Raw genomic sequence first — 19580 nt, 5'->3', positions numbered from 1 at the left:
CTATTTTTTGCGGTTGATTGATTGTAGTTTTTTGGGGTGCTATCAATGATTGACCCCGCTTTTTACGCGGGGCTTTTATATTTATGACCAAAGAGGCAAGGTGATAGATGTTTTTTAGTCCCTCATCGATGAAGAGAGGGATCAATGATGAGAATTATACGGACAGTTTTGCCAAAATCTCATCGCTGACATCAAAATTAGCATAAACATTTTGCACATCATCATCTTCTTCTAATGTTGAAATCAGTCGTAAAACGGATAAAGCTTTTTCTTCATCTATTGGCGCAAGGGTGGTGGCTTTCCAAATTGTTTTGATTGATTCTGCTTCACCAAGTTTTGCTTCCAGTGTTTTTGAAACTTCACCAATATCTTCAAATGCGCAGGTAATATGATGTCCGGTTTCTTCAGATTGTACATCTTCGGCACCAGCTTCAATGGCTGCATCCATGATGTTGTCTGCTGTTCCTGCTTCTGGCTTATAAATTATTTCCCCAATCCGATTAAACATGAAACTGACCGACCCTGTTTCCCCTAGAGCTCCGCCTGATTTTGTGAAGGCGGCGCGCACGTTTGAAGCGGTGCGGTTACGGTTATCGGTTAAAGCTTCAACAATGACGGCAACACCACCTGGACCATAACCTTCATAGCGTACTTCATCATAATTTTCGACATCGGTTCCTGACGCTTTTTTAATCGCGCGTTCAATATTATCTTTTGGCATTGACTGTGCTTTGGCATTTTGAACAGCCAGCCTTAAACGTGGATTCATGGCTGGATCAGGAGCACCTTGTTTTGCTGCAACGGTAATTTCGCGTGCAAGCTTAGAAAATATTTTCGAGCGCATTGCATCTTGACGCCCTTTACGGTGCATAATATTTTTAAATTGTGAATGGCCTGCCATAGTTTTCCTTCCTGTTTGAGGGCTTTACTTCTGGGTTAGTTTTTTTAGAATGTAAGGCGATAAAATCACGCATCCCACCAGAGTAAATGTGCCACAGCATGAGGTGAAATAATCAAATAAATCCTTTATAGGAAAATTCATCTTAAAGGTAAAGACACCTTCGTTGAGGATCATTCCAAGAGAGATCTCTTGTCGTTGAGCAAAAATCACGCTATAACAGAGTATAATTTCATGGCAAAATGGTTTATTCCATGCCTCGCTTTATTATAAAAGTGGGTGGAAAAGACGAACATATAAGAACATATAATGAAGAAGTTCCAGTGCTCTTGAGTGGGCGGTAAACTGCCTCATAGAAGAGGCGCAGAAGAGGATTTATAAAAATGGCAACGCAACTTTTGATGCCCAAAGCAACAGCTGTTTGGTTGGTTGATAATACAGCGCTTTCTTTTGAGCAGATTGCAGAATTTTGTAAATTGCATGTCTTGGAAGTAAAAGCTATTGCCGATGGTGAGGCAGCTTATGGTATTAAAGGTCTCAATCCGATTAACTCTGGACAATTGACGCGCAGTGAAATCGCACGGGTGGAGGCAGATCAAAACGCACGCTTGAAAATTTCTCAATCAAGGGTGCATATTCCTGAAAAAAGGCGTAAAGGAGCACGCTATATCCCTCTTTCTCGACGTCAAGATCGTCCCAATGGCATCTTATGGTTGGTTACGAATCATCCTGAGTTGAAAGATGCACAAATTGCAAGGTTGATTGGGACAACAAAAGCAACAATTGAACAAATTCGCCTTCGAACCCATTGGAATAGTGCCAATTTATCTCCTCTTGATCCTGTAGGGCTTGGCTTGTGTTCGCAAATCGATTTAGATTTTGAACTCCAGCGTGCGGCAAAAAATCGCCCTGTTGCTGCAGAAGAAGATAGGTCATTGCTTCCCGCCTCTGTGACGGAAAATGCCGCTCTAGAGGAAAATGAAAGTGAAGATAATTCCCACAAAACTTTTGATGCTGATAAAGTTTTTGCAAAATTGAATGCGCTGCAAAAAAATCGTCAAGATCAAGAAGAAGCATAAGCGGTAGGACGTATCAGGACAATGTTTCTCAATTTATCATGCAAATGTTAGAGAAATAACTGGGAGGGAGGAGAAATTGGCAGAGACTGAAAAATGATGACAAAAAAACAAAAAAATTTCGTCTTCATTAGGAATTAACAGTTATTCTTAAAAAATATTTTTAAGAATTTACCCTTCTTTAAAGGAAAAATGGACTATGTGTTCTACCAAAAATACTCTCTCTCGTTCCTTAGCGATACTCTTTCTTTTCTGCCTGTGTTTGGGTGGATGTGGCAAAAAAAATACCGGTGCATTTAACGGTATGAATGGCGCTTATATGAATGATGCTGGTTTAAATCAGGTGTTACCAGGTTCAGGACAAGAATTTACGGTTAATGTGGGTGATCGTGTGTTTTTTAGTCTCGATTCTTCTTCATTGGATGCAGATGCTGAACGTATTTTAACGCGCCAAGCAGAATGGTTGCTTCATTATCCTTATTATTCTATTATGATTGAAGGTCATGCTGATGAGAGAGGGACACGTGAATATAACTTGGCACTTGGACAGCGCCGCGCTGTCGCTGTGCGGAATTATCTCGTGTCTCTTGGTGTGTCTGCGCAACGGATTCAAACAATTTCTTACGGAAAAGAAAGACCTGTCGCGGTATGTGATGATATTTCTTGTTGGAATCAAAATCGACGTGCTGTGACAACGCTAAGTGGTATGAACAGTCATTAAGTGAGCAAATTGTTCGTTTCTACCATTCAATGAACTCTTAAGGGGAGAAAAATGTATCGTAAAATCAATTGGAAAACAATCTTTTATATGGCGGTTTTCATAGCTTGTTCTACTTCATTTGCTGAAAGTGCGGCTCGAAAGGCTTCTGAATATCCAGCACATGATAAGGATCAAGTTGGTAACGCTGATAAGACTGCTTCTGATGTGGTGAAGAAAGCTTCAGATGCTGCTGATAAGGCTGCTTCTGATGTGGCAGAAAAAGTTTCAGATGCTGCTGATAAGGCTTCCGATGTGGTGAAGAAAGCTTCAGATGCTGCTGATAAGGCTGCTTCTGATGTGGCAGAAAAAGCTTCAGATGCTGCTGATAAGGCTGCTTCTGATGTGGCAGAAAAAGCTTCAGATGCTGCTGATAAGGCTGCTTCTGATGTGGTGAAGAAAGCTTCTGATGCTGCTGATAAGGCTGCTTCTGATGTGGCAGAAAAAGCTTCAGATGCTGCTGATAAGGCTTCTGATGTGATGAAGAAAGCTTCTGATACTGCTGATAAAGCTGCTTCTGATGTGATGAAGAAAGCTTCAGATACTGCTGATAAAGCTGCTTCTGATGTGGTGAAGAAAGCTTCAGACGCTGCTGATAAGGCTGCTTCTGATGTGGTGAAGAAAGCTTCTGATGCTGCTGATAAGGCTGCTTCTGATGTGGCAGAAAAAGCTTCAGATGCTGCTGATAAGGCTTCCGATGTGGTGAAGAAAGCTTCTGATGCTGCTGATAAAGCTGCTTCTGATGTGATGAAGAAAGCTTCAGATACTGCTGATAAAGCTGCTTCTGATGTGATGAAGAAAGCTTCAGATACTGCTGATAAAGCTGCTTCTGATGTGGTGAAGAAAGCTTCAGATGCTGCTGATAAGGCTTCTGATGTGGTGAAGAAAGCTTCAGATGCTGCTGATAAGGCTTCCGATGTGATGAAGAAAGCTTCAGACGCTGCTGATAAGGCTGCTTCCGATGTGATGAAGAAAGCTTCAGACGCTGCTGATAAGGCTTCTGATGTGATGAAGAAAGCTTCAGACGCTGCTGATAAGGCTGCTTCCGATGTGATGAAGAAAGCTTCAGACGCTGCTGATAAGGCTTCTGATGTGATGAAGAAAGCTTCAGATGCTGCTGATAAGGCTGCTTCAGACGCTGCTGATAAGGCTTCTGATGTGATGAAGAAAGCTTCTGATGCTGCTGATAAGGCTTCTTCTGATGTGGTGAAGAAAGCTTCTGATGCTGCTGATAAAGCTGCTTCAGATGCTGCTGATAAGGCTTCTTCTGATGTGATGAAGAAAGCCTCTGGGGTTTCGGCGTATCAAGGGATTATTTTAGATAATCAGCAGGACTTATTTAAAGATTATGATTTAGATAAGCTTTTGCATAAAATACGGTTTGTGCTTGAGCATAACAATTTGAAAAATGTGAACAAGCAGTTTCACCGACTTTTTGGTAAAAAAGACTCTTCTGTTTATTCTTGTTCCGTTGAAAGTGCCGCTTTGGATGCAAAATCTCAGACTGTAAAAGAAAAGATGGTTCAGGAGCATCGTACAGATGACCAGACGAAGGTTGCTGATGTGAAGGATCATGCTGTGAAGGAAACAGGGGAGATTTTAAAAAAAGCGCATGATGTAACGGCTCAAGCAGATCAGAGTGACACTCTTTCTTCTTCTAAAGCGTTGTATAAGGAAGGGTATGACTTTATTCGTTCTGCCAACTATGTTGAGGCTGAAAGGAGCTTTTGTGCTTTTCAAAATCGCTACAAAAAAGATCCTTTGAGTGATGATGCTTTGTTTTGGTTGGCTGAATCTTTGTTGGGACAAAAACGCTATTATGAAGCAGCACAAGTCTATCTGTCCGCATGGTATGCCGATAAAAAGAAGCTCTATACATCCGAGATTTTGCTGAAATTAGCAAGAAGTATGATCGCTCTTGAGAAAAATGAAAAGGATTGTGCTCTTTTTGCAAAAAACAAAAAACATCATCAAATGTTAGAGTCTGTGTTTTGTAACTCTCTAAAGTAAGCAGCGAGGTCATTTTCGGTGTGCGTTAGACTGGCAAGAAATCTCTTTAAAACATCGGATTTTATTCAGTGTCGACGAGTGATTCTTGCTGTCTCAGGGGGAAGTGATTCTTTGGCTTTGATGTTTTTGGTTAAAGAGTATTTGGATACGCTCTCTGTTCCTTTAGAAATAATTGCTGTTACGGTTGATCATCAATTGCGTAAAGAATCAGCGCGTGAGGCAGAAACTGTTGCGGAAATTTGTCACGACCATCACATTAAACATATCACTGTGCGGTGGGAAGGCAAAAAACCAAAGACGCATATTGCTGCCAGTGCTCGTATTGCACGCTATAATCTCTTAGTTCAGGAAGCACAAAAACAAGGTGCCTCTCTTATTATGACGGGCCATACACTCAATGATCAGGTTGAAACCTATCAAATGCGGTCTCAACGTCTCCAAAAGAGTAGAGAGTCTTGGCGCGGTGACGCTGGTGCTACGCGTAATGGTTTTTCCACGGGTGGTTTTGCCAGTGCGTTGTGCGGTGGGGCTATGGGTGATGAAGATCATGCCAGAAAAACGAGAGAAAATATTGCTGAAAAAAACGATGGAGTCTTAGAGCGTGGTTTATCTTGTATACCGCGTGAGGCATTGTTGCATAGAAAAGTACGTTTGATTCGGCCGCTTCTTGGTGTAAAACGCCAAACATTGCGCAATTATTTAAGCATACAAGGAAAAGTGTGGATTGATGATCCCACAAACGAAGATCGCAATTTTGAACGCGTGCGTGTGCGCCAATCTCTTTCTCCGCAAAAGCTTGCTGATATTGCTCAAAAAATAAATCAAGCCGCATTGCGGCGGCGTCAACACGCGCAAAATATTGCCGATTTAATCTTAGCACTGGATATTACGGTTCAATATGGGCGTTGTTTTATTGTAAAGCCTGCGCCACTTTTACACAAACATACCTGTTTCCCTTTCGTTGTTGGGCTTTTTGCGGTGTTGATGGGTGGGGGATTTTATTTGCTTCCCGCAAAAAAATTAAGCACGCTTGTCCAAAAACTTTGTCTCCATTCTTCCGAAAAACGGCGTTTTACTTATGCGGGCTGTGTGATTGAATATAACAAAGATGGTATTGCTTTATGGCGTGAAGGGCGCAATATGAAAGAGGTTCTGGTAGGGCCAGAGGAAACACTCATGTGGGATGGGCGCTATCAGATTACCAATCATGGATCTGAGGCTATAAAGGTTGGAGCCGCAAATTTAGAACAGCTGAAATCTTTATTGCAAAACAGCAATTTTAATCTTAAAAAACCTCATTTCCCCTCTTTACAATCGTTACTGATGCTTTCAAATGATAAAGGATGTGATATTCCTGAGTTGATTTCTCAAGCGATTATTCATAAAAATGTTATCATCAAGCGAATTATGGCGCCTTTCGATTGGCTTTCCTCACGTGAAGATGCTGCGCTGGTGAATGTTGTGGAACCTTTTTTTAATCTTGAGGTGAAAAGATAAAGAAAAATAACGCTAAAAGAGAATAAACCGTCTCTCATCCCTTGGCAAGGGGCTGACAAGGTTATATGTTAAGGGGGAACTGTTTGAAATCTATATTTGATTAAGTGGGCTGAATATGAATTCCAATTACCGCTCTCTCCTCATTTGGGGAGTTATTGCCTTGATTTTGATTATATCGTTTTCTCTCTTCAATGGAGATAGTCAACGTTCTGGTGGTGGAGAAGTCTCCTATTCTGAGTTTTTACAAAAAGTTGAGAATAATGAACTGAAATCGGTGACCATTCAAGGTCAAAAATTAACAGGACAAACTGTCGAACAGAGAACTGTTTCAACTTTTGCACCACGTGATCCTGGTTTGATACAAAAATTGGAAAGCAAAAACGTCAATGTTAAAGCTATTCCTGAAAGTTCTGGAAATAGTATCTTCCTTAATCTCCTGTTTTCTTTGTTGCCTGTTATTATTATTGTTGGGGCATGGGTCTTTTTTATGCGACAAATGCAAAATGGATCTCGCGGAGCAATGGGGTTTGGAAAATCAAAGGCGAAGTTGCTTAATGAAGCGCAAGGACGTGTTACCTTTAAGGATGTTGCTGGCGTTGAAGAAGCAAAACAAGATTTGCAAGAAATTGTTGAATTTTTACGCGAACCACAAAAATTTCAACGCTTAGGAGGGCGTATCCCTCGCGGTGTTTTGCTTGTTGGTCCTCCAGGAACCGGTAAAACGCTATTAGCGCGCTCGGTGGCAGGTGAAGCTAATGTACCATTCTTTACCATTTCAGGGTCTGATTTTGTTGAAATGTTTGTAGGTGTTGGGGCAAGCCGTGTGCGGGATATGTTCGAACAGGCTAAAAAAAATGCACCTTGTATTATCTTTATCGATGAAATCGATGCTGTTGGACGCCATCGGGGTGCTGGATTGGGTGGGGGAAACGATGAGCGCGAGCAGACCTTAAATCAGTTGCTTGTCGAAATGGATGGGTTTGAGCCTAATGAGAGTATTATTCTGATTGCTGCAACAAACCGCCCTGATGTGCTGGATCCTGCCTTATTGAGACCAGGGCGTTTTGACCGACAAGTCGTGGTGCCAAATCCAGATGTTTCTGGACGTGAGCAAATCTTGAAAGTGCATGTGCGCAATGTCCCTTTAGCACCGAATGTTGATTTGAAAGTTTTGGCAAGAGGAACACCAGGGTTTTCCGGTGCGGACCTCATGAATCTTGTCAATGAAGCTGCTCTTATGGCTGCGAGCCGCAATAAAAGAGTTGTGACAATGCAAGAATTCGAAGATGCAAAAGATAAGGTGATGATGGGGGCTGAACGTCGTTCAACCGCTATGACACAAGAAGAAAAAGAACTCACGGCTTATCACGAAGCAGGGCATGCTATTGTGGCTCTCAATGTTCCGGTTGCTGACCCTGTCCACAAAGCAACAATCGTTCCAAGGGGAAGGGCTTTGGGAATGGTGATGCAATTACCGGAAGGCGATCGCTATTCCATGAGTTATCGATGGATGATTTCTCGTTTAGCCATCATGATGGGTGGACGTGTGGCTGAAGAATTGAAATTTGGAAAGGAAAATATTACCTCGGGGGCTTCTTCTGATATTGAGCAAGCAACGAAATTAGCACGTGCCATGATAACACGGTGGGGATTCTCTGATCTGCTTGGAAATGTCGCTTATGGCGATAACCAAGATGAGGTCTTTTTAGGGCATTCTGTTGCCCGAACACAAAATGTCTCTGAAGAAACAGCACGCATGATTGATATGGAAGTGCGTAAGCTTATTGATGATGCTTATAAAAGTGCAACTAATATTTTGAAAACAAAAAGAAAAGAATGGTTTGCGCTCGCTCAAGGCTTATTGGAATATGAAACTTTAACGGGTGCTGAGATTAACGAAGTCATTGCAGGTAAGCCTCCTTCACGCACGCAGAAAGATGAGAGCGCTGTACCGCGGACTTCTTCTGTTCCCAAAACTGGAACAGTAAAGGTAGAGACCTCTGTGGACGATGAAAAAGATGCTAAAACAGCACCTAAAACAGTGCTCCATAAAACAGAAGTCGTTAAAGGTAAGGACGACGGTAAGGCAGAAGGCGCTGTTGGAAAGAAAATAGCAAAATCCAGTGATACTAAGTCCAAGGATACTGAGTCTAAAAAAGTGCAATCGGGTGAAGCTGAGAAAAAAGAACAAAACGCAAAAGGTCCTACAAAAACAGTCAATCACTCTCAAAGTAAAAACAGCGTTGAAAAGAAGTCAAAACCTTCGGAATCTGATAAAGGAAAATAAGAATCCTTTAAGAATACTTGAGTGACTATGTTTTGGGAAAACTGCTAAATTTTTTGAAAAGGGCGCGAGCAAAGCTTTGCGCCCTTGACGTAATGTTTGCCAAAACATGGAAGCAAAAAATTAAGCAAATCCGTTTATTATGACAGCGTTAGCAGGGATAAAGTGGTCTATTCTCTTGCAGGTCTTGCTCAAGGTGCAAAGGTGAGGCGATAGGGGTGCTTTGCGGCTTTGCACTGAGGGTTGCGAGGTTTGATGATGAGTTGACTTGCGGGTTTGGCAGGATGTGAGACTATCCTTTGGGTGTATTCAAGGGATGTGTAAAGCTTGTTTAGCAAATAATATTGCTTTATGTGTGCAGAGGAGAAACATTATTAGTTGGGCGTCGTTTAGATGTGTCAATAGTGAAAGGGTTTTTGATGATCTAAAAAGATGAGGGGAAAGTCCAATGGTATGTATCATTTACAGAGTGAGGGGTATAGAGTAGAGGGCTATTGTACCCAAGGGGGCTATTAGCATTTTAAAGAAAAGCCAAGGGAAGAAGGATAAAGGAACGAAGCGTGGTGCAAAAATATTTTGGGACAGATGGAATTCGGGGAAAAGCCAATTCATTTCCCATGACGCCTGATTTTGCCATGAAGGTAGGGATGGCTGTAGGGGTTTTATTCCGTTCACAACATCAATCGCGTCGTGTGGTGATTGGTAAGGATACCCGATTATCTGGCTATATGTTGGAAAATGCTTTGGTTTCAGGACTGACTGCTGCGGGGATGGAAGTTTTTTTATTGGGGCCAGTGCCAACACCTGCTGTTGCAATGCTTTGCCGCTCTTTGCGCGCGGATCTTGGTGTGATGATTTCTGCTTCTCATAATCCTTTTTATGATAATGGCATTAAACTTTTTGGTCCTGATGGTTTTAAGCTTTCAGATGATATGGAAGCAAGAATTGAACAATTGATTGATACAGATCTTTCAAAATCTTTAGCAAGTTCTGCCGAAATTGGTTATGCAAAACGGGTTGAGGGAGATATTTATCGGTATATTGAATATGCCAAACGAACTTTGCCTCGTGATGTTCGCTTAGATGCGGTGCGTATTGTTGTGGATTGTGCTAATGGCGCTGCTTATAAAGCGGCTCCTCGTGCTTTATGGGAGTTGGGGGCTGAGGTTTTTGCTATTCATGATGAGCCCAATGGGACCAATATTAATCAAAAATGTGGTTCAACCGATTTAAGCTCTTTAAAACGCAAAGTGCATGAAGTGCGTGCTGATGTAGGGATTGCTCTTGATGGAGATGGCGATCGTGTCCTCATTGTTGATGAAAAAGCACAAGCGGTTAATGGGGATCAGTTGATTGCTGTGATTGCTGAAAATTGGCATAAAATGGGACGGTTACGGTGCAATGGGGTTGTTACAACGATTATGTCCAATTTGGGACTGGAGCGGTTTTTGAATGCCAAAGGGTTAGACTTGATCAGAACAAAAGTTGGAGATCGTTATGTTGTCGATGCCATGCGTCAAAAGGGATATAATGTTGGAGGTGAGGCTTCTGGGCATATTGTGCTCAGTGACTTTGGGACAACGGGTGATGGGTTGGTGGCAGCCTTGCAGATTTTAGCTTGTATGAAGGAAAGTCAAAGCCCTATGAGCCAATTGTGTAAACGGTTTGAACCTGTTCCGCAAATTTTAAAAAATGTAACGATTAAAAATAAAAATGTTTTGAAAAAAACCCCCGTCAAAACGGCTATTGATCAAGCAAAAAATCAGTTGGGAAAAGAGGCACGATTGGTGATCCGTGCTTCTGGAACTGAGCCGGTTATCCGCCTTATGGCCGAAGGAGATGCACGAGAGGTGTTGGATACGGTTGTGACAGAGTTGATGGATGTGATCACTCAGCATGATACACGTGTGAGTACGGCACTTGAAAGATAAGGTGATGAGAATAATCAATTTTTTTCATGATCATTCTAATGTTTATAAAATAAAAAAAGCCATGTGATATAAAAAATAATCAATATTTTTTGTATCTTGTCGTGTTACACATTCTCTTAATTTATGATTTTAGGATTTAAATATAAAAGGATTGAAGCCTTCTATAATATTACTGATGCGACTAAAAGGATTAGAACCGTCTATATTGCTATAGGTGGGGAGATGTTTTGCCAAAAGATTTAAAGTTATGCGTCCTTTTGATTACATCTGCTAAAAGGTGATCGCAAAGATGCTGGGTCAATGATTATCAATGGAAATTGTTGTGTAATATTTCACTTTGATGGCATAGATGTTGAATTAGTTGATTATCGTGATTATCACTAAGGAGTGCTAAAAAATGATGAAAAATCCACCACATCCTGGTGAATTATTGCGTGAAGATGTGATCAAAGAACTTGGTTTATCGATTAATGAAGCCGCAGAGTGGCTTGGTATATCTCGAAAAGCCCTTTCTAGAGTTTTAAATGGAAAAGCCGCTCTTAGGGCTCATCTTGCTATTAGGCTTGAAATGGCTGGTGTCAGCACAGCACGAGCTTGGCTCGCACTGCAAACAAATTATGATTTATCAAAAGCAATTCTTAAATAACAGTTTCATGATAAAGAACATATAAAAGAGTTTCAAACGGCTATTAAATTTTTGCAACAGAGATATTGAGAAGAGCAAAACAACGCCAGTCGTGCGTATAAAATCAAAAGATGTGATGCGGTAAGGCAAGGAATAAAACCTTATGCTTGTAACACACTTGAGCTATAATGAATATAAGAAAAGGGAGGATTTTATATGTTGAGTGAAGACGAAATTAAACGACGTCGCTTTGCTGCTAAAAATGCATTAGCAAGCCAACGGTTAGAGGGATTGGAACCCGATCCAAAAGTCGTTGAGCAAATGGAGCGTGTTATTATTGGAGAACTTGAAACAAGTGACGTAATTAGAGATTATATGGAGCGGGTAAAACGTGGAGAAGTATAAAGGGAGTGGTGATCCTTATACTGATCCTAAAACTGGTGTACTATATAATCGGTTTGGTATTAAAGACAAAGCCACATTGGATCGTGTAGAATCTACTTTCGCTTATGTAAGGTCTTTTGAACTTATGCTTGCTGCTATTCGTGGTAAGTTTGATCTCAGCTACATGAAAGAGATCCATAGAAAGCTGTTTGGTGACATATATGAATGGGCGGGAGAGGTTCGTTTAGTGGATATTGCCAAAGGCAATAGTATGTTTGCGAGTTATCATCAGATTGAAAGTTATGCCCCGAAGATTACGCAACAGCTTGCAAAAGAACAGTATCTGCGTGGTCTTAATATGGATGAATTTAGCCAAAGGGCTGGATATTACATGGGTGAAATAAATGCGTTGCATCCATTTCGAGAGGGAAATGGGCGCACGTTGCGTGAATTTATGGGGCAACTTGCTCGTGAAGCTGGTTATCATATCAGCTGGAAGGGGATCGAGAAACAAGAAATGATAGAGGCATCTATTGCGGCACATTTTGGGAAGTCTGAACATTTGTCTGTACTCATCCATAAGAACCTTATCAAATTTACAGAAAATGAAAGAGATGATGTTACCCATCTTGGGGAGAAAATTTTCTCTTATATTGAGATTAATAAAGAATTATACGAAGGACAAAAGGAACAAATTATAACCATTTTGGATAAAGAAAAGACAAATTTTTCTAAACTTCAAAAAGAAGAGCTTGAAATAGAACAACCACAAAAAGATTTGAATGTTGCTTCAAAGTTAACAGAACAAGCTCTATACCTTGCGGCTTATACAGATAACTTTAATCTAGAACAAAAGGTGCTAAGCGCTCTTAGAAATGAAAAATCTTATGTTAATATGTTTAAAGAGTTAAACAGTCGCTTAGCATCTATTTATAAAGATCCGCAAGCGGCCGCACTCAAGATTGAGCGAACAATTTTAACGGGGAAAGGCGATAAACTCCCTGACATTTTAGCCAAGTCTCCAGAGAAGGCTGGTGAATTGCGTGGGTCAGATCGTTTAATCGATAAATTAAAGGCGATAGGAAAAGAGCGTAAAGAAGCGCTTTACAATGTTCCTCTTGCTGTTTCTACCATGAGAGAGCTTCAATCCTTTTATAAGAATTCTTACGAGATCCATATGGATAGGGTTACACGAGAGCGTGAACAATTAAAAGTAGAGGTCCCGTCACTTTCACAAGAAGCAGTGACTTATATGAAAAATGTTGAGGCTGGTCGTAATGATTATTCGAAGATACCAGAGCATGTTAATAAGGAATTTTCAAAGCTGCAAAGTGCTTTAGATAAGCGTTTTGGAAAGGATGCTATTCATAAGCAAGATTTTGATTTATCAAAAGTGATCCCAAAACAACAGTCTCATGATAAAGAACATATAAAAGAGTTTCAAACGGCTATTAAATTTTTGCAACAGAAGCATATACAAGAGAAAATTAATGCGATAGCGCGTGAAAGGTCGAAAGATGTGATACGGTAAGGCAGGAGATAAAGCCTTATGTTTGTAGCCCTATTAAGCCATATGACAAAAGAGAGGTCATCCAAAGGAGGTTTAATATGAGTGAAGAAAAAAGATGTTGTACGTGCACGCGTAGATAAGACGTTTAAAAAAGCAAGCCCCATGAAATATTAGCAAGTCTAGGATTTACGGTGTCTGATTTTATTCGGATTGCTTTGACAAAAGTTGTCAATGAAAAGGGATTACCGTTTGAGATGTATATTCTTCATACGGAACGGACTTTCAAGAAAAGTGAAAGATGAGAAGATATATATAGCTAAAGATAGGTAAGGTTTGTTTTGTCATTTGGATATTTGAGCTTTTTGATCATTGGTGGGGATACTTTATGTTGAATAATATATGTAAACGGTGAGTGAAAGGACAGCTTATTTTACTTCTATAAAAGAAGAAGGTGTATTGTCTGAAGAATGATTTAATATTGTTTCTTTTATTGCTGCTCATTTAGATGTTGGTGGTCTTATACAAGGTATGAGGGAAGAAGCCAAGGAAAGTTAGATTTCCAGCAAAACATAAGGGTAAAAGTGGGGGATATAGGGTTATTACCTTTTTTGGTAGTCAAATTTTGGTGGTCAAAATCTTCTGGTGTTGAGCGAAGATATTAAATCATCTCAAGGAAATTTGACAAAATCAGAGAGGAATGCATGGGAGAAAATTTTAACTGCGCTTCTTGATGAATATCGAAAGGAAAAATAATGGATAAGACAAGTAGAGCTGGTTCTCGTATATTACAGGGTGCTCGTGAAGCTCTTGCCTATGCTAAAGGTGAAGCGGATGTCAGCAAATTTGCTATCCATATTCCTGCAAATGTTGATGTCAAAAAAATCAGAAAAAATATTGGGTTGACACAGGCTCAATTTGCGGAACGTTTTGGTTTTTCTGTAGGTCGCATTCGTGATTGGAAACAGGGACGATAGATACTTCTTCTCGTTTGTTGTTTTCAATCATTGAAAATGAACCAGAAGCGATCAATTGTACTCTTAAAAAATCTCTATTGGCTTAAGAAGGGTGGTGTCGTTTTTTTTAAAAAGCGTCTCGACGTTTGAAGGGGTCGTAGTAAATTTCTGTGACACGAAATTTACCTTCAAGGCGTTTGCATTGGATGATGACGTCTATCATGGAAATTAATAAGCCGCGGATATCTTCTCTTGCTAAATTACCACCCCCGTCACTTTCTTTGACAAGGAGGGTCATTTGTTCAAAGGCGGCAAGGGCTGTGGAGGCGTGGACGGTGGTGATGGAGCCTGGGTGACCAGAGTTGACATTGCGGATATAGTAAAAGGCTGTGCCATCACGCAGCTCTTGTAGAAGGATTCTGTCGGGGCGCATGCGCAGTCCCGATTCAAGGAGTTCTTTTGCGCCAGCTTTTGCTAAGCCTTGGTTATCTTTTGAATAGAAAAGTTGGACTTTGTTTGAATGGGGAACAACCAGTTCTGGTGTGTCTTCAATGGTGAGAATGCGTTCATCGTCAGGGATTTTTTCAATTAAAGCTTTGGAGAGGGTGGTTTTTCCAGAGCCGGTTTTGCCAGATATTAAGATGTTTTGTTGGGTGATAACGGCGCGTTCTAAAAATTTACAAAAATCTTTAGCGATGAAGAGGTCTGTTAGTTCTTTTTCTGTGTCGGAGAGTTCATTGGCGCGCTTTTTCATTTGTTCAAGGGGGGTGAAAGTGACATTTCTTGCCACAGAAAACAGTTGGTTTTCGTGTAAACTTTCAAGGGAAAAAGTGCGTGATGAGGGTTTGCGAATTGTCATGCTGATAGTATTGGGGGCAACAGCAGGGGGCATGACAATTTGTATGCGTTCATTATTGGGGAGTGTTGCGGAGAGAACAGGGTTTTCTACACTGATTTTTTGTGTTGTGTAGGCAGCAACAACTTTTGCAATACCTTCTAGCTCGCTGTAGGTTAGTTCTTCAAGGGTGTGGGTTTGCCAACCGTTTGGACCCTCAACAATCACTTCACCGGGACGATTGACGACAATTTCGAATAAATTTTCATTATTGAGAAAATCATCTAAGATTTTCAATTTTGTTAAAACGATGGAGGCTCGTTCTATATTTTTTGCTGTGGCCATACTATGACTTTATATACTCTTATACATTTTTATTGACTGTGGCGTGACTAATGAAAAAAGGAATAGCCCGGGGTTGAGCGGGAGTAAGCGTTGTTCCTTTTATGGGTGAGCTTTAGTTTATAGACAGAGGAAAAGTCGAGATCTCTTGCAACGAAAATATTGACCAGTTCCCCTTGGAATTTTTCTAAGGTAGGGGGGATGTTGATTTGGTTTTCAAGAGCGATACTTGCTGCATCTTTTCCCATGTTGTTTGCGCCTTCAAAACCACCACCTCCAGCGTTGTTTGCACCTGCTTTATTATTGTTTTGCATTCTATTGGTGAGGGTGGTTGTGGCGCTATCAATAACGGTGAGTAAAAGGGAAGAGCCAAAGCGTTCCCACCAATGGGTGTTGATGTTGCCATCAAAGCCGGCTCGTCCTAAACTGTCGGTTGCGGGTGAGGCAAGGGGGATGATGATGCCGTTTGGGGTTTTTGCTCTGGTCCAGAGGACGAAGAGACGGGATTGCCCTTGTTTGATGCCTCCGCGATATTCGCCAACCACTTGGGTTCCTTTATCAAGTAAAACAACGCGTCCATTGTCAGAGAGGATATCGCGGTTAATAATGCAGCTGGCAAAGCCTGGTTGGTCACTGTTTAAGGCGGTTTCTAAGATACAGGGGATAGAGGTTCCCATGGCGATGATAAAGTTTCTATTGCCGATGAGTTTTGCTTTTGTTTCTTCTGATGTGGTGGGTTTTAACAGGGTTGCAAAATTTTGTGTGTTTTGAGCGGCAGGAGAATTTTGCATCTGAGAGAGATTTTCAAGGGCATTCAACTTCTCAAGAGGGTTGAAAGCATTGTTGACGACATCTTTTAATTCAGATTTAGAGCCTTTAGCAAAAGCTAAGACAGGGGCGCGTCTTGCGGCATCAAGTAAGGGGTCATCTTTTTTGGGGGCTGGTGCGAGTGGTTGTGGGGGTGGAAGGGTTATGGGCGCCATTTTTGCACGCGGGGTGGAGGGGAGGATCTCTAAAGGCGCGAGGGTGTTGCGAAAGCTTTGTTCTTGTTTTTTATGAGGTTTTGCAGTGTCTTTTTCTTTTTCGGGGGAGGATAAGATGTTCCAGACCACATAGGCGCAGATTCCTATACAGGCGATTGCGACAACTATTTTTTTGCCAAGGCTTTGTGAGGTATTGTTGCGTTTATCGCTAATGGATCCTCGATCGCTGATAGTGGTTTTATCACTCATGTGTTGGTCCCCTTTAATTCCCGCTTTATTTAAAGATCTGATGCAATTTTACGTTCAACAGATGGTGAGGTTGTTCCGGTGTCTGGATTGATGCCTTTTGGTTGATAGGCTTCGTTAAAGATGCATAGGACATTTCTTCCCTGTCTTAGGGTGAAGCGTGCGCTAATGGCATGGACAATAACCATGTTGCCTCTTGTGGTTTTGGGAACCAGCGATTCTGTTCCATCACTGCTCACGATGTAAATGGCAGGGATTTCTTGGTTGTCAGGGAAAGTGAATGTTGTGGTTTTTCCATTGTCGTACACAGAGGAGGGTTCAAGGTTGCTTGAGCCTTGTGCGGTGTAAGCCCAATTGCGTGGTCCGTAGGTTTCATAAGCGTTGAAGACATTATCAATTTGCCTGGCTTGTTTTTTTTCTTGTCGCAGAAGGGCGGCAAGTCTTCTTTGTTCTGCTTCTTCTTGGGGATAGTGAAATTTCACAAGGAAATAGGTTTCATGTCCAGAGGAAATTTCCCCATCTTTGATGATCAGTTCAAATTGATAGGAGCGTTTTGAGCCATCAAGCTTTGTGGTGACGACTTGGAGATTGGTGATAGGTTGGACTTCGCGCGCTTTGAGGAAGAGAATATTACCAGCGGGGGCGACTTCCCATGCAACGCTGTTGCCAATGGCGACATGCGCAATTTCTTCATTGGGAGAAAACTCTATCTGAACGGAAGAGCGGATAGAGCCAATAATTTTTGTGACATTATAAGCATCATAATTGATGAAGCGAATGCGGCTATCATGGGGCGCGCGGGTGGGAAAAACACTGGCGTTGCTCCAAGGTGTAGGAGAAAGGACGAGGATGCTTAGGAAAAGAAAAAGGATTTTTTTTGTCATGATCAGTTGACCACTTCCGGATCAGTTCTATATTCTTTAACAATAAACCCAAGAGGATTTATCAGGCGGTTTTGGACAGAGATGGGGGCGTTAATATATTCGAAGGTGAGCGTTGCAACCCAGTGGGTGATGAGTTCTTTGTTGTTTTCATTATCATGGATTGTTCTGTAATAGCGCACTTGAGCAACATCTTGATTGATAAAGGAGATTGATTTTATCGTTATTGTAACGGTGGCATGTTTGTAGAGAATTTGTGGGCTTTGTGGATTTCTTGCGCCATACCAGCTGGCAAATCTTTCCTGTTCTTCAGTGGAAGAGAGGAGAGAGACCGTTTTAAAGTTGTTTTGTATTTCTTCTGTGGCAAAGCCTTCACGGGAGCGGACATATTTTGCGGCAAAATAGCGTGTGATGGCTTCATCCACATTGGTGGGTGCTTCTTTTAAGGCTTCCACCACTTCTGTGATGCCGGTTGAATTGTCCACACGGATGACAAAAGGCTCCACGGTTTTAAGTGGTGTGAGGGTGATGACCGCAAAGGATGACATGAGTGCGACGATAACGGCTATCGCGGCAATCGTGAGGGAGGCGCGGGTGGTGCGGCGTGCGGCGAGCATGCGATCTTGATCAAAGGAGCGCGCTTCAGCAATGTATTGTTCTACGTCTTTTTTTTTCATGCTTTTTGCCCGCAATTTTTATAGGATTTCATTTCTTCATCCGTTAGCTTTTGTGCCAGAAGCATTTCCAGCTTTCCCTCTTTTAAGGGTGAGGGGGTGGTGTTGTTACTGATGATGATGGGGGTGGGTGTGGGTTTTTTCCCTTCCCAATTCCACATGGAGCGGTTGAGTGGACGTTTAGAATATCCATCACACTTTGGAAGTGACTTCAGCGTGTGTGATGAAGACATACAGCCATTCAAGAGGATGAGTGATAAAATAACCCCAATTTTTTTTAATTCCCGCATTTTAATTTAGACCTTTGGTATTTTTTTTAATAGTGATGCTAATTTTTTTACGCCACCCGTTATTGTTTTAGCTCCTCCTGAGCCTGTAAGGGAGGCTCCCCCAGAGGCTAAAGCGGATGCCATGCCAGGTAAGTTGAAGAAAAGAAAAATACCCCCAATGCCAACCACAAAGAATTCGCCATAGGCTAACACAAAATCTTTAATGTCTTTTGTAAAGACGTTCATTGCAAGTTCGACATACATACCCCCAAGCAGCGCGACTAATACCTGCAAAATGACGAAATTTGCTACTTGCCCTAACCATGCTTCTGTAAATCTTCTGGTTGAGGAAAACATATAGAGGCTTATAAAGACTGGTCCTACTGATAGGACAAGAAACAACCCCAGCTTAGCAAACATTGTGACGTAAAAACCAATGAGGCAAAAAATAAGCGCAATTGTATAACACAATAAAGCATGAGTCCATGTAACAAGATACGTCCCTAGTGCAAGCCATGAAGCTTTTTTTGCTTCATCAAGAATATGTGAAACAGCTTTATTTAACAGATCATCCCATACATTTTTATCTGAGTGTATTGTCCCTTGTGTGGCCTGTGCAATGGCATTCGGCAGGCTATTGAAAAATAAATCCCCGACCCACTCATTATAAAGAGCAGCGTTTGTGGCGAGTGCAACAATGATGCCAAGTTTGAAAATTGTTGCTATAAAGTCCCACAATGGCATGGAAGAACGCCCATAGATGATATTGTACCCTATAAATATAATGTAAATGGTGCAAGATAGTCTAAGTGGACCACTTAAAGCCAATGAAAGGTTGCTAATGGTTTCATTCATTATTTTCATAATAGGCTTGGTTAATATATCTTCTGCTCTGGTAAAGTAAATTATTTTGTCGAATGTCATTGCACGTCCATTCTATCAAATTTTTCCCAATATGATTAATTCTGCTGTCAATTATTATCCTGTTTCCGCTCCGCTTCTCTTTTAGCGCGCTCTTTTGCTTCTTGTTCAGCTTTTCTTTTTTCAAAATCAACTTTCCATTTTTCATGTTCAGCTTTTATTTTTGCGTCATATTCTTCCATTTCTTTGCGATATTCTTCTTCGCGTTCACGCGCTCTTTCTTCCGCTTTTGCTTCATATTCCTTTTGAAGTTCAAGTTGCGCTAACCTTAAGTTTTCACAATTTTTTGCGGTTCCTGCAAATCCACATTTAGCATTCCACTCTTCCATCAATTTTTTATCTTTTTTAAATTCTGCGACGCTATAGGTTTTTTCACAGCCAGCAGCGATAAGTCCCGTGCAAAGTAGCAATGTTGTTATGAGAACTTTATTCATCAATATTTCCCCTTTTTCCTTTCAGTTTTACAAGGTTTGAGCACAATTTTTACATTATGCTAGGCTCTAG

The 19580-nt window shown here is 41.3% G+C and carries 19 protein-coding genes; 11 read left to right on the top strand and 8 right to left on the bottom strand.

The window, feature by feature from the left end; all coding sequences use genetic code 11:
• Positions 1–154: 154 nt before the first annotated feature.
• Positions 155–901: a YebC/PmpR family DNA-binding transcriptional regulator gene (locus D1092_RS07570; protein ID WP_005774608.1), complete on the bottom strand. Its 747-nt coding sequence runs from the start codon at positions 899–901 to the stop codon at positions 155–157.
• 380 nt (positions 902–1281) lie between these two features.
• Here D1092_RS07570 and D1092_RS07565 point away from each other — a divergent pair, with 380 nt between their 5' ends.
• The 11 genes from D1092_RS07565 (at position 1282) to D1092_RS07505 (ending at position 13946) form a co-directional block, all read left to right on the top strand.
• Complete coding sequence (locus D1092_RS07565) at positions 1282–1977, top strand: DUF1013 domain-containing protein (protein ID WP_120121212.1); 696 nt, start codon at positions 1282–1284, stop codon at positions 1975–1977.
• A 196-nt stretch (positions 1978–2173) separates the two neighbouring features.
• Positions 2174–2695 (top strand): peptidoglycan-associated lipoprotein Pal, encoded by a 522-nt coding sequence (gene pal / locus D1092_RS07560; protein ID WP_120121211.1) that lies wholly within the window; start codon positions 2174–2176, stop codon positions 2693–2695.
• Between the two features lie 51 nt (positions 2696–2746).
• Positions 2747–4741 carry a tol-pal system YbgF family protein gene (locus D1092_RS07555; RefSeq protein WP_148255696.1) on the top strand — a complete coding sequence of 665 codons (1995 nt, stop codon included), beginning with the start codon at positions 2747–2749 and terminating at the stop codon, positions 4739–4741.
• 18 nt (positions 4742–4759) lie between these two features.
• Positions 4760–6238 carry a tRNA lysidine(34) synthetase TilS gene (tilS, locus tag D1092_RS07550; RefSeq protein WP_120121207.1) on the top strand — a complete coding sequence of 493 codons (1479 nt, stop codon included), beginning with the start codon at positions 4760–4762 and terminating at the stop codon, positions 6236–6238.
• Positions 6239–6353: 115 nt separating this feature from the next.
• Complete coding sequence (ftsH, locus tag D1092_RS07545) at positions 6354–8525, top strand: ATP-dependent zinc metalloprotease FtsH (RefSeq protein WP_120121205.1); 2172 nt, start codon at positions 6354–6356, stop codon at positions 8523–8525.
• A gap of 557 nt (positions 8526–9082) precedes the next feature.
• A complete protein-coding gene (glmM, locus tag D1092_RS07540; protein WP_120121203.1) occupies positions 9083–10453 on the top strand; it encodes a phosphoglucosamine mutase in 1371 nt (456 codons plus the stop codon).
• Positions 10454–10850: 397 nt separating this feature from the next.
• Positions 10851–11099 carry a HigA family addiction module antitoxin gene (locus D1092_RS07530; RefSeq protein WP_120121202.1) on the top strand — a complete coding sequence of 83 codons (249 nt, stop codon included), beginning with the start codon at positions 10851–10853 and terminating at the stop codon, positions 11097–11099.
• 195 nt (positions 11100–11294) lie between these two features.
• Positions 11295–11483 carry an antitoxin VbhA family protein gene (locus tag D1092_RS07525; RefSeq protein WP_120121200.1) on the top strand — a complete coding sequence of 63 codons (189 nt, stop codon included), beginning with the start codon at positions 11295–11297 and terminating at the stop codon, positions 11481–11483.
• Positions 11470–12993, top strand: coding sequence for a type II toxin-antitoxin system protein adenylyltransferase VbhT (gene vbhT / locus D1092_RS07520; protein WP_120121198.1), 1524 nt, complete (start codon positions 11470–11472; stop codon positions 12991–12993). The genes D1092_RS07525 and vbhT overlap by 14 nt, the downstream gene beginning before the upstream one ends.
• Before the next feature lie 170 nt (positions 12994–13163).
• Positions 13164–13274 carry a type II toxin-antitoxin system RelB/DinJ family antitoxin gene (locus tag D1092_RS09930; protein ID WP_241436032.1) on the top strand — a complete coding sequence of 37 codons (111 nt, stop codon included), beginning with the start codon at positions 13164–13166 and terminating at the stop codon, positions 13272–13274.
• A gap of 450 nt (positions 13275–13724) precedes the next feature.
• Positions 13725–13946: a helix-turn-helix domain-containing protein gene (locus tag D1092_RS07505; RefSeq protein WP_241436031.1), complete on the top strand. Its 222-nt coding sequence runs from the start codon at positions 13725–13727 to the stop codon at positions 13944–13946.
• A 106-nt stretch (positions 13947–14052) separates the two neighbouring features.
• On the opposite strand, the gene virB11 is transcribed toward D1092_RS07505, so the two are convergent.
• From virB11 to D1092_RS07470, 7 genes are read right to left on the bottom strand one after another with little or no spacing between them, the layout of a single operon-like run.
• Complete coding sequence (gene virB11, locus D1092_RS07500) at positions 14053–15105, bottom strand: P-type DNA transfer ATPase VirB11 (protein WP_120121196.1); 1053 nt, start codon at positions 15103–15105, stop codon at positions 14053–14055.
• A gap of 47 nt (positions 15106–15152) precedes the next feature.
• Complete coding sequence (virB10, locus tag D1092_RS07495) at positions 15153–16334, bottom strand: type IV secretion system protein VirB10 (RefSeq protein WP_120121194.1); 1182 nt, start codon at positions 16332–16334, stop codon at positions 15153–15155.
• A gap of 29 nt (positions 16335–16363) precedes the next feature.
• The gene (gene virB9 / locus D1092_RS07490; protein ID WP_120121192.1) at positions 16364–17215 is read right to left on the bottom strand and encodes a P-type conjugative transfer protein VirB9; all 852 of its coding nucleotides are present in this window, start codon (positions 17213–17215) and stop codon (positions 16364–16366) included.
• Between the two features lie 2 nt (positions 17216–17217).
• Positions 17218–17889, bottom strand: a complete 672-nt coding sequence (locus D1092_RS07485; RefSeq protein WP_120121191.1) for a VirB8 family type IV secretion system protein — start codon at positions 17887–17889, stop codon at positions 17218–17220.
• A complete protein-coding gene (locus D1092_RS07480; protein ID WP_120121189.1) occupies positions 17886–18176 on the bottom strand; it encodes a type IV secretion protein VblB7 in 291 nt (96 codons plus the stop codon). The genes D1092_RS07485 and D1092_RS07480 overlap by 4 nt, the downstream gene beginning before the upstream one ends.
• 6 nt (positions 18177–18182) lie before the next feature.
• On the bottom strand, positions 18183–19079 hold the full coding sequence (locus D1092_RS07475; protein WP_120121187.1) for a TrbL/VirB6 family protein: 897 nt from the start codon (positions 19077–19079) through the stop codon (positions 18183–18185).
• A gap of 47 nt (positions 19080–19126) precedes the next feature.
• Complete coding sequence (locus D1092_RS07470) at positions 19127–19510, bottom strand: EexN family lipoprotein (RefSeq protein ID WP_120121185.1); 384 nt, start codon at positions 19508–19510, stop codon at positions 19127–19129.
• Positions 19511–19580 lie beyond the last annotated feature (70 nt).

The organism is Bartonella krasnovii (assembly GCF_003606345.3).
Classification (GTDB): domain Bacteria; phylum Pseudomonadota; class Alphaproteobacteria; order Rhizobiales; family Rhizobiaceae; genus Bartonella; species Bartonella krasnovii.
This window is presented reverse-complemented; position numbering and strand designations above follow the sequence as displayed.

What these genes read in the sequence shown, in the direction of transcription:
- ftsH (WP_120121205.1), top strand. Translation starts at nt 6,354, where the DNA reads ATGAATTCCAATTACCGCTCTCTCCTCATTTGGGGAGTTATTGCCTTG.
- virB10 (WP_120121194.1), bottom strand. Translation starts at nt 16,334, where the DNA reads ATGAGTGATAAAACCACTATCAGCGATCGAGGATCCATTAGCGATAAA.
- D1092_RS07485 (WP_120121191.1), bottom strand. Translation starts at nt 17,889, where the DNA reads ATGAAAAAAAAAGACGTAGAACAATACATTGCTGAAGCGCGCTCCTTT.
- D1092_RS07565 (WP_120121212.1), top strand. Translation starts at nt 1,282, where the DNA reads ATGGCAACGCAACTTTTGATGCCCAAAGCAACAGCTGTTTGGTTGGTT.
- virB11 (WP_120121196.1), bottom strand. Translation starts at nt 15,105, where the DNA reads ATGGCCACAGCAAAAAATATAGAACGAGCCTCCATCGTTTTAACAAAA.
- D1092_RS07475 (WP_120121187.1), bottom strand. Translation starts at nt 19,079, where the DNA reads ATGACATTCGACAAAATAATTTACTTTACCAGAGCAGAAGATATATTA.
- D1092_RS07530 (WP_120121202.1), top strand. Translation starts at nt 10,851, where the DNA reads ATGATGAAAAATCCACCACATCCTGGTGAATTATTGCGTGAAGATGTG.
- D1092_RS07505 (WP_241436031.1), top strand. Translation starts at nt 13,725, where the DNA reads ATGGATAAGACAAGTAGAGCTGGTTCTCGTATATTACAGGGTGCTCGT.
- D1092_RS07570 (WP_005774608.1), bottom strand. Translation starts at nt 901, where the DNA reads ATGGCAGGCCATTCACAATTTAAAAATATTATGCACCGTAAAGGGCGT.
- virB9 (WP_120121192.1), bottom strand. Translation starts at nt 17,215, where the DNA reads ATGACAAAAAAAATCCTTTTTCTTTTCCTAAGCATCCTCGTCCTTTCT.
- D1092_RS07525 (WP_120121200.1), top strand. Translation starts at nt 11,295, where the DNA reads ATGTTGAGTGAAGACGAAATTAAACGACGTCGCTTTGCTGCTAAAAAT.
- D1092_RS07555 (WP_148255696.1), top strand. Translation starts at nt 2,747, where the DNA reads ATGTATCGTAAAATCAATTGGAAAACAATCTTTTATATGGCGGTTTTC.
- D1092_RS07470 (WP_120121185.1), bottom strand. Translation starts at nt 19,510, where the DNA reads ATGAATAAAGTTCTCATAACAACATTGCTACTTTGCACGGGACTTATC.
- D1092_RS07480 (WP_120121189.1), bottom strand. Translation starts at nt 18,176, where the DNA reads ATGCGGGAATTAAAAAAAATTGGGGTTATTTTATCACTCATCCTCTTG.
- pal (WP_120121211.1), top strand. Translation starts at nt 2,174, where the DNA reads ATGTGTTCTACCAAAAATACTCTCTCTCGTTCCTTAGCGATACTCTTT.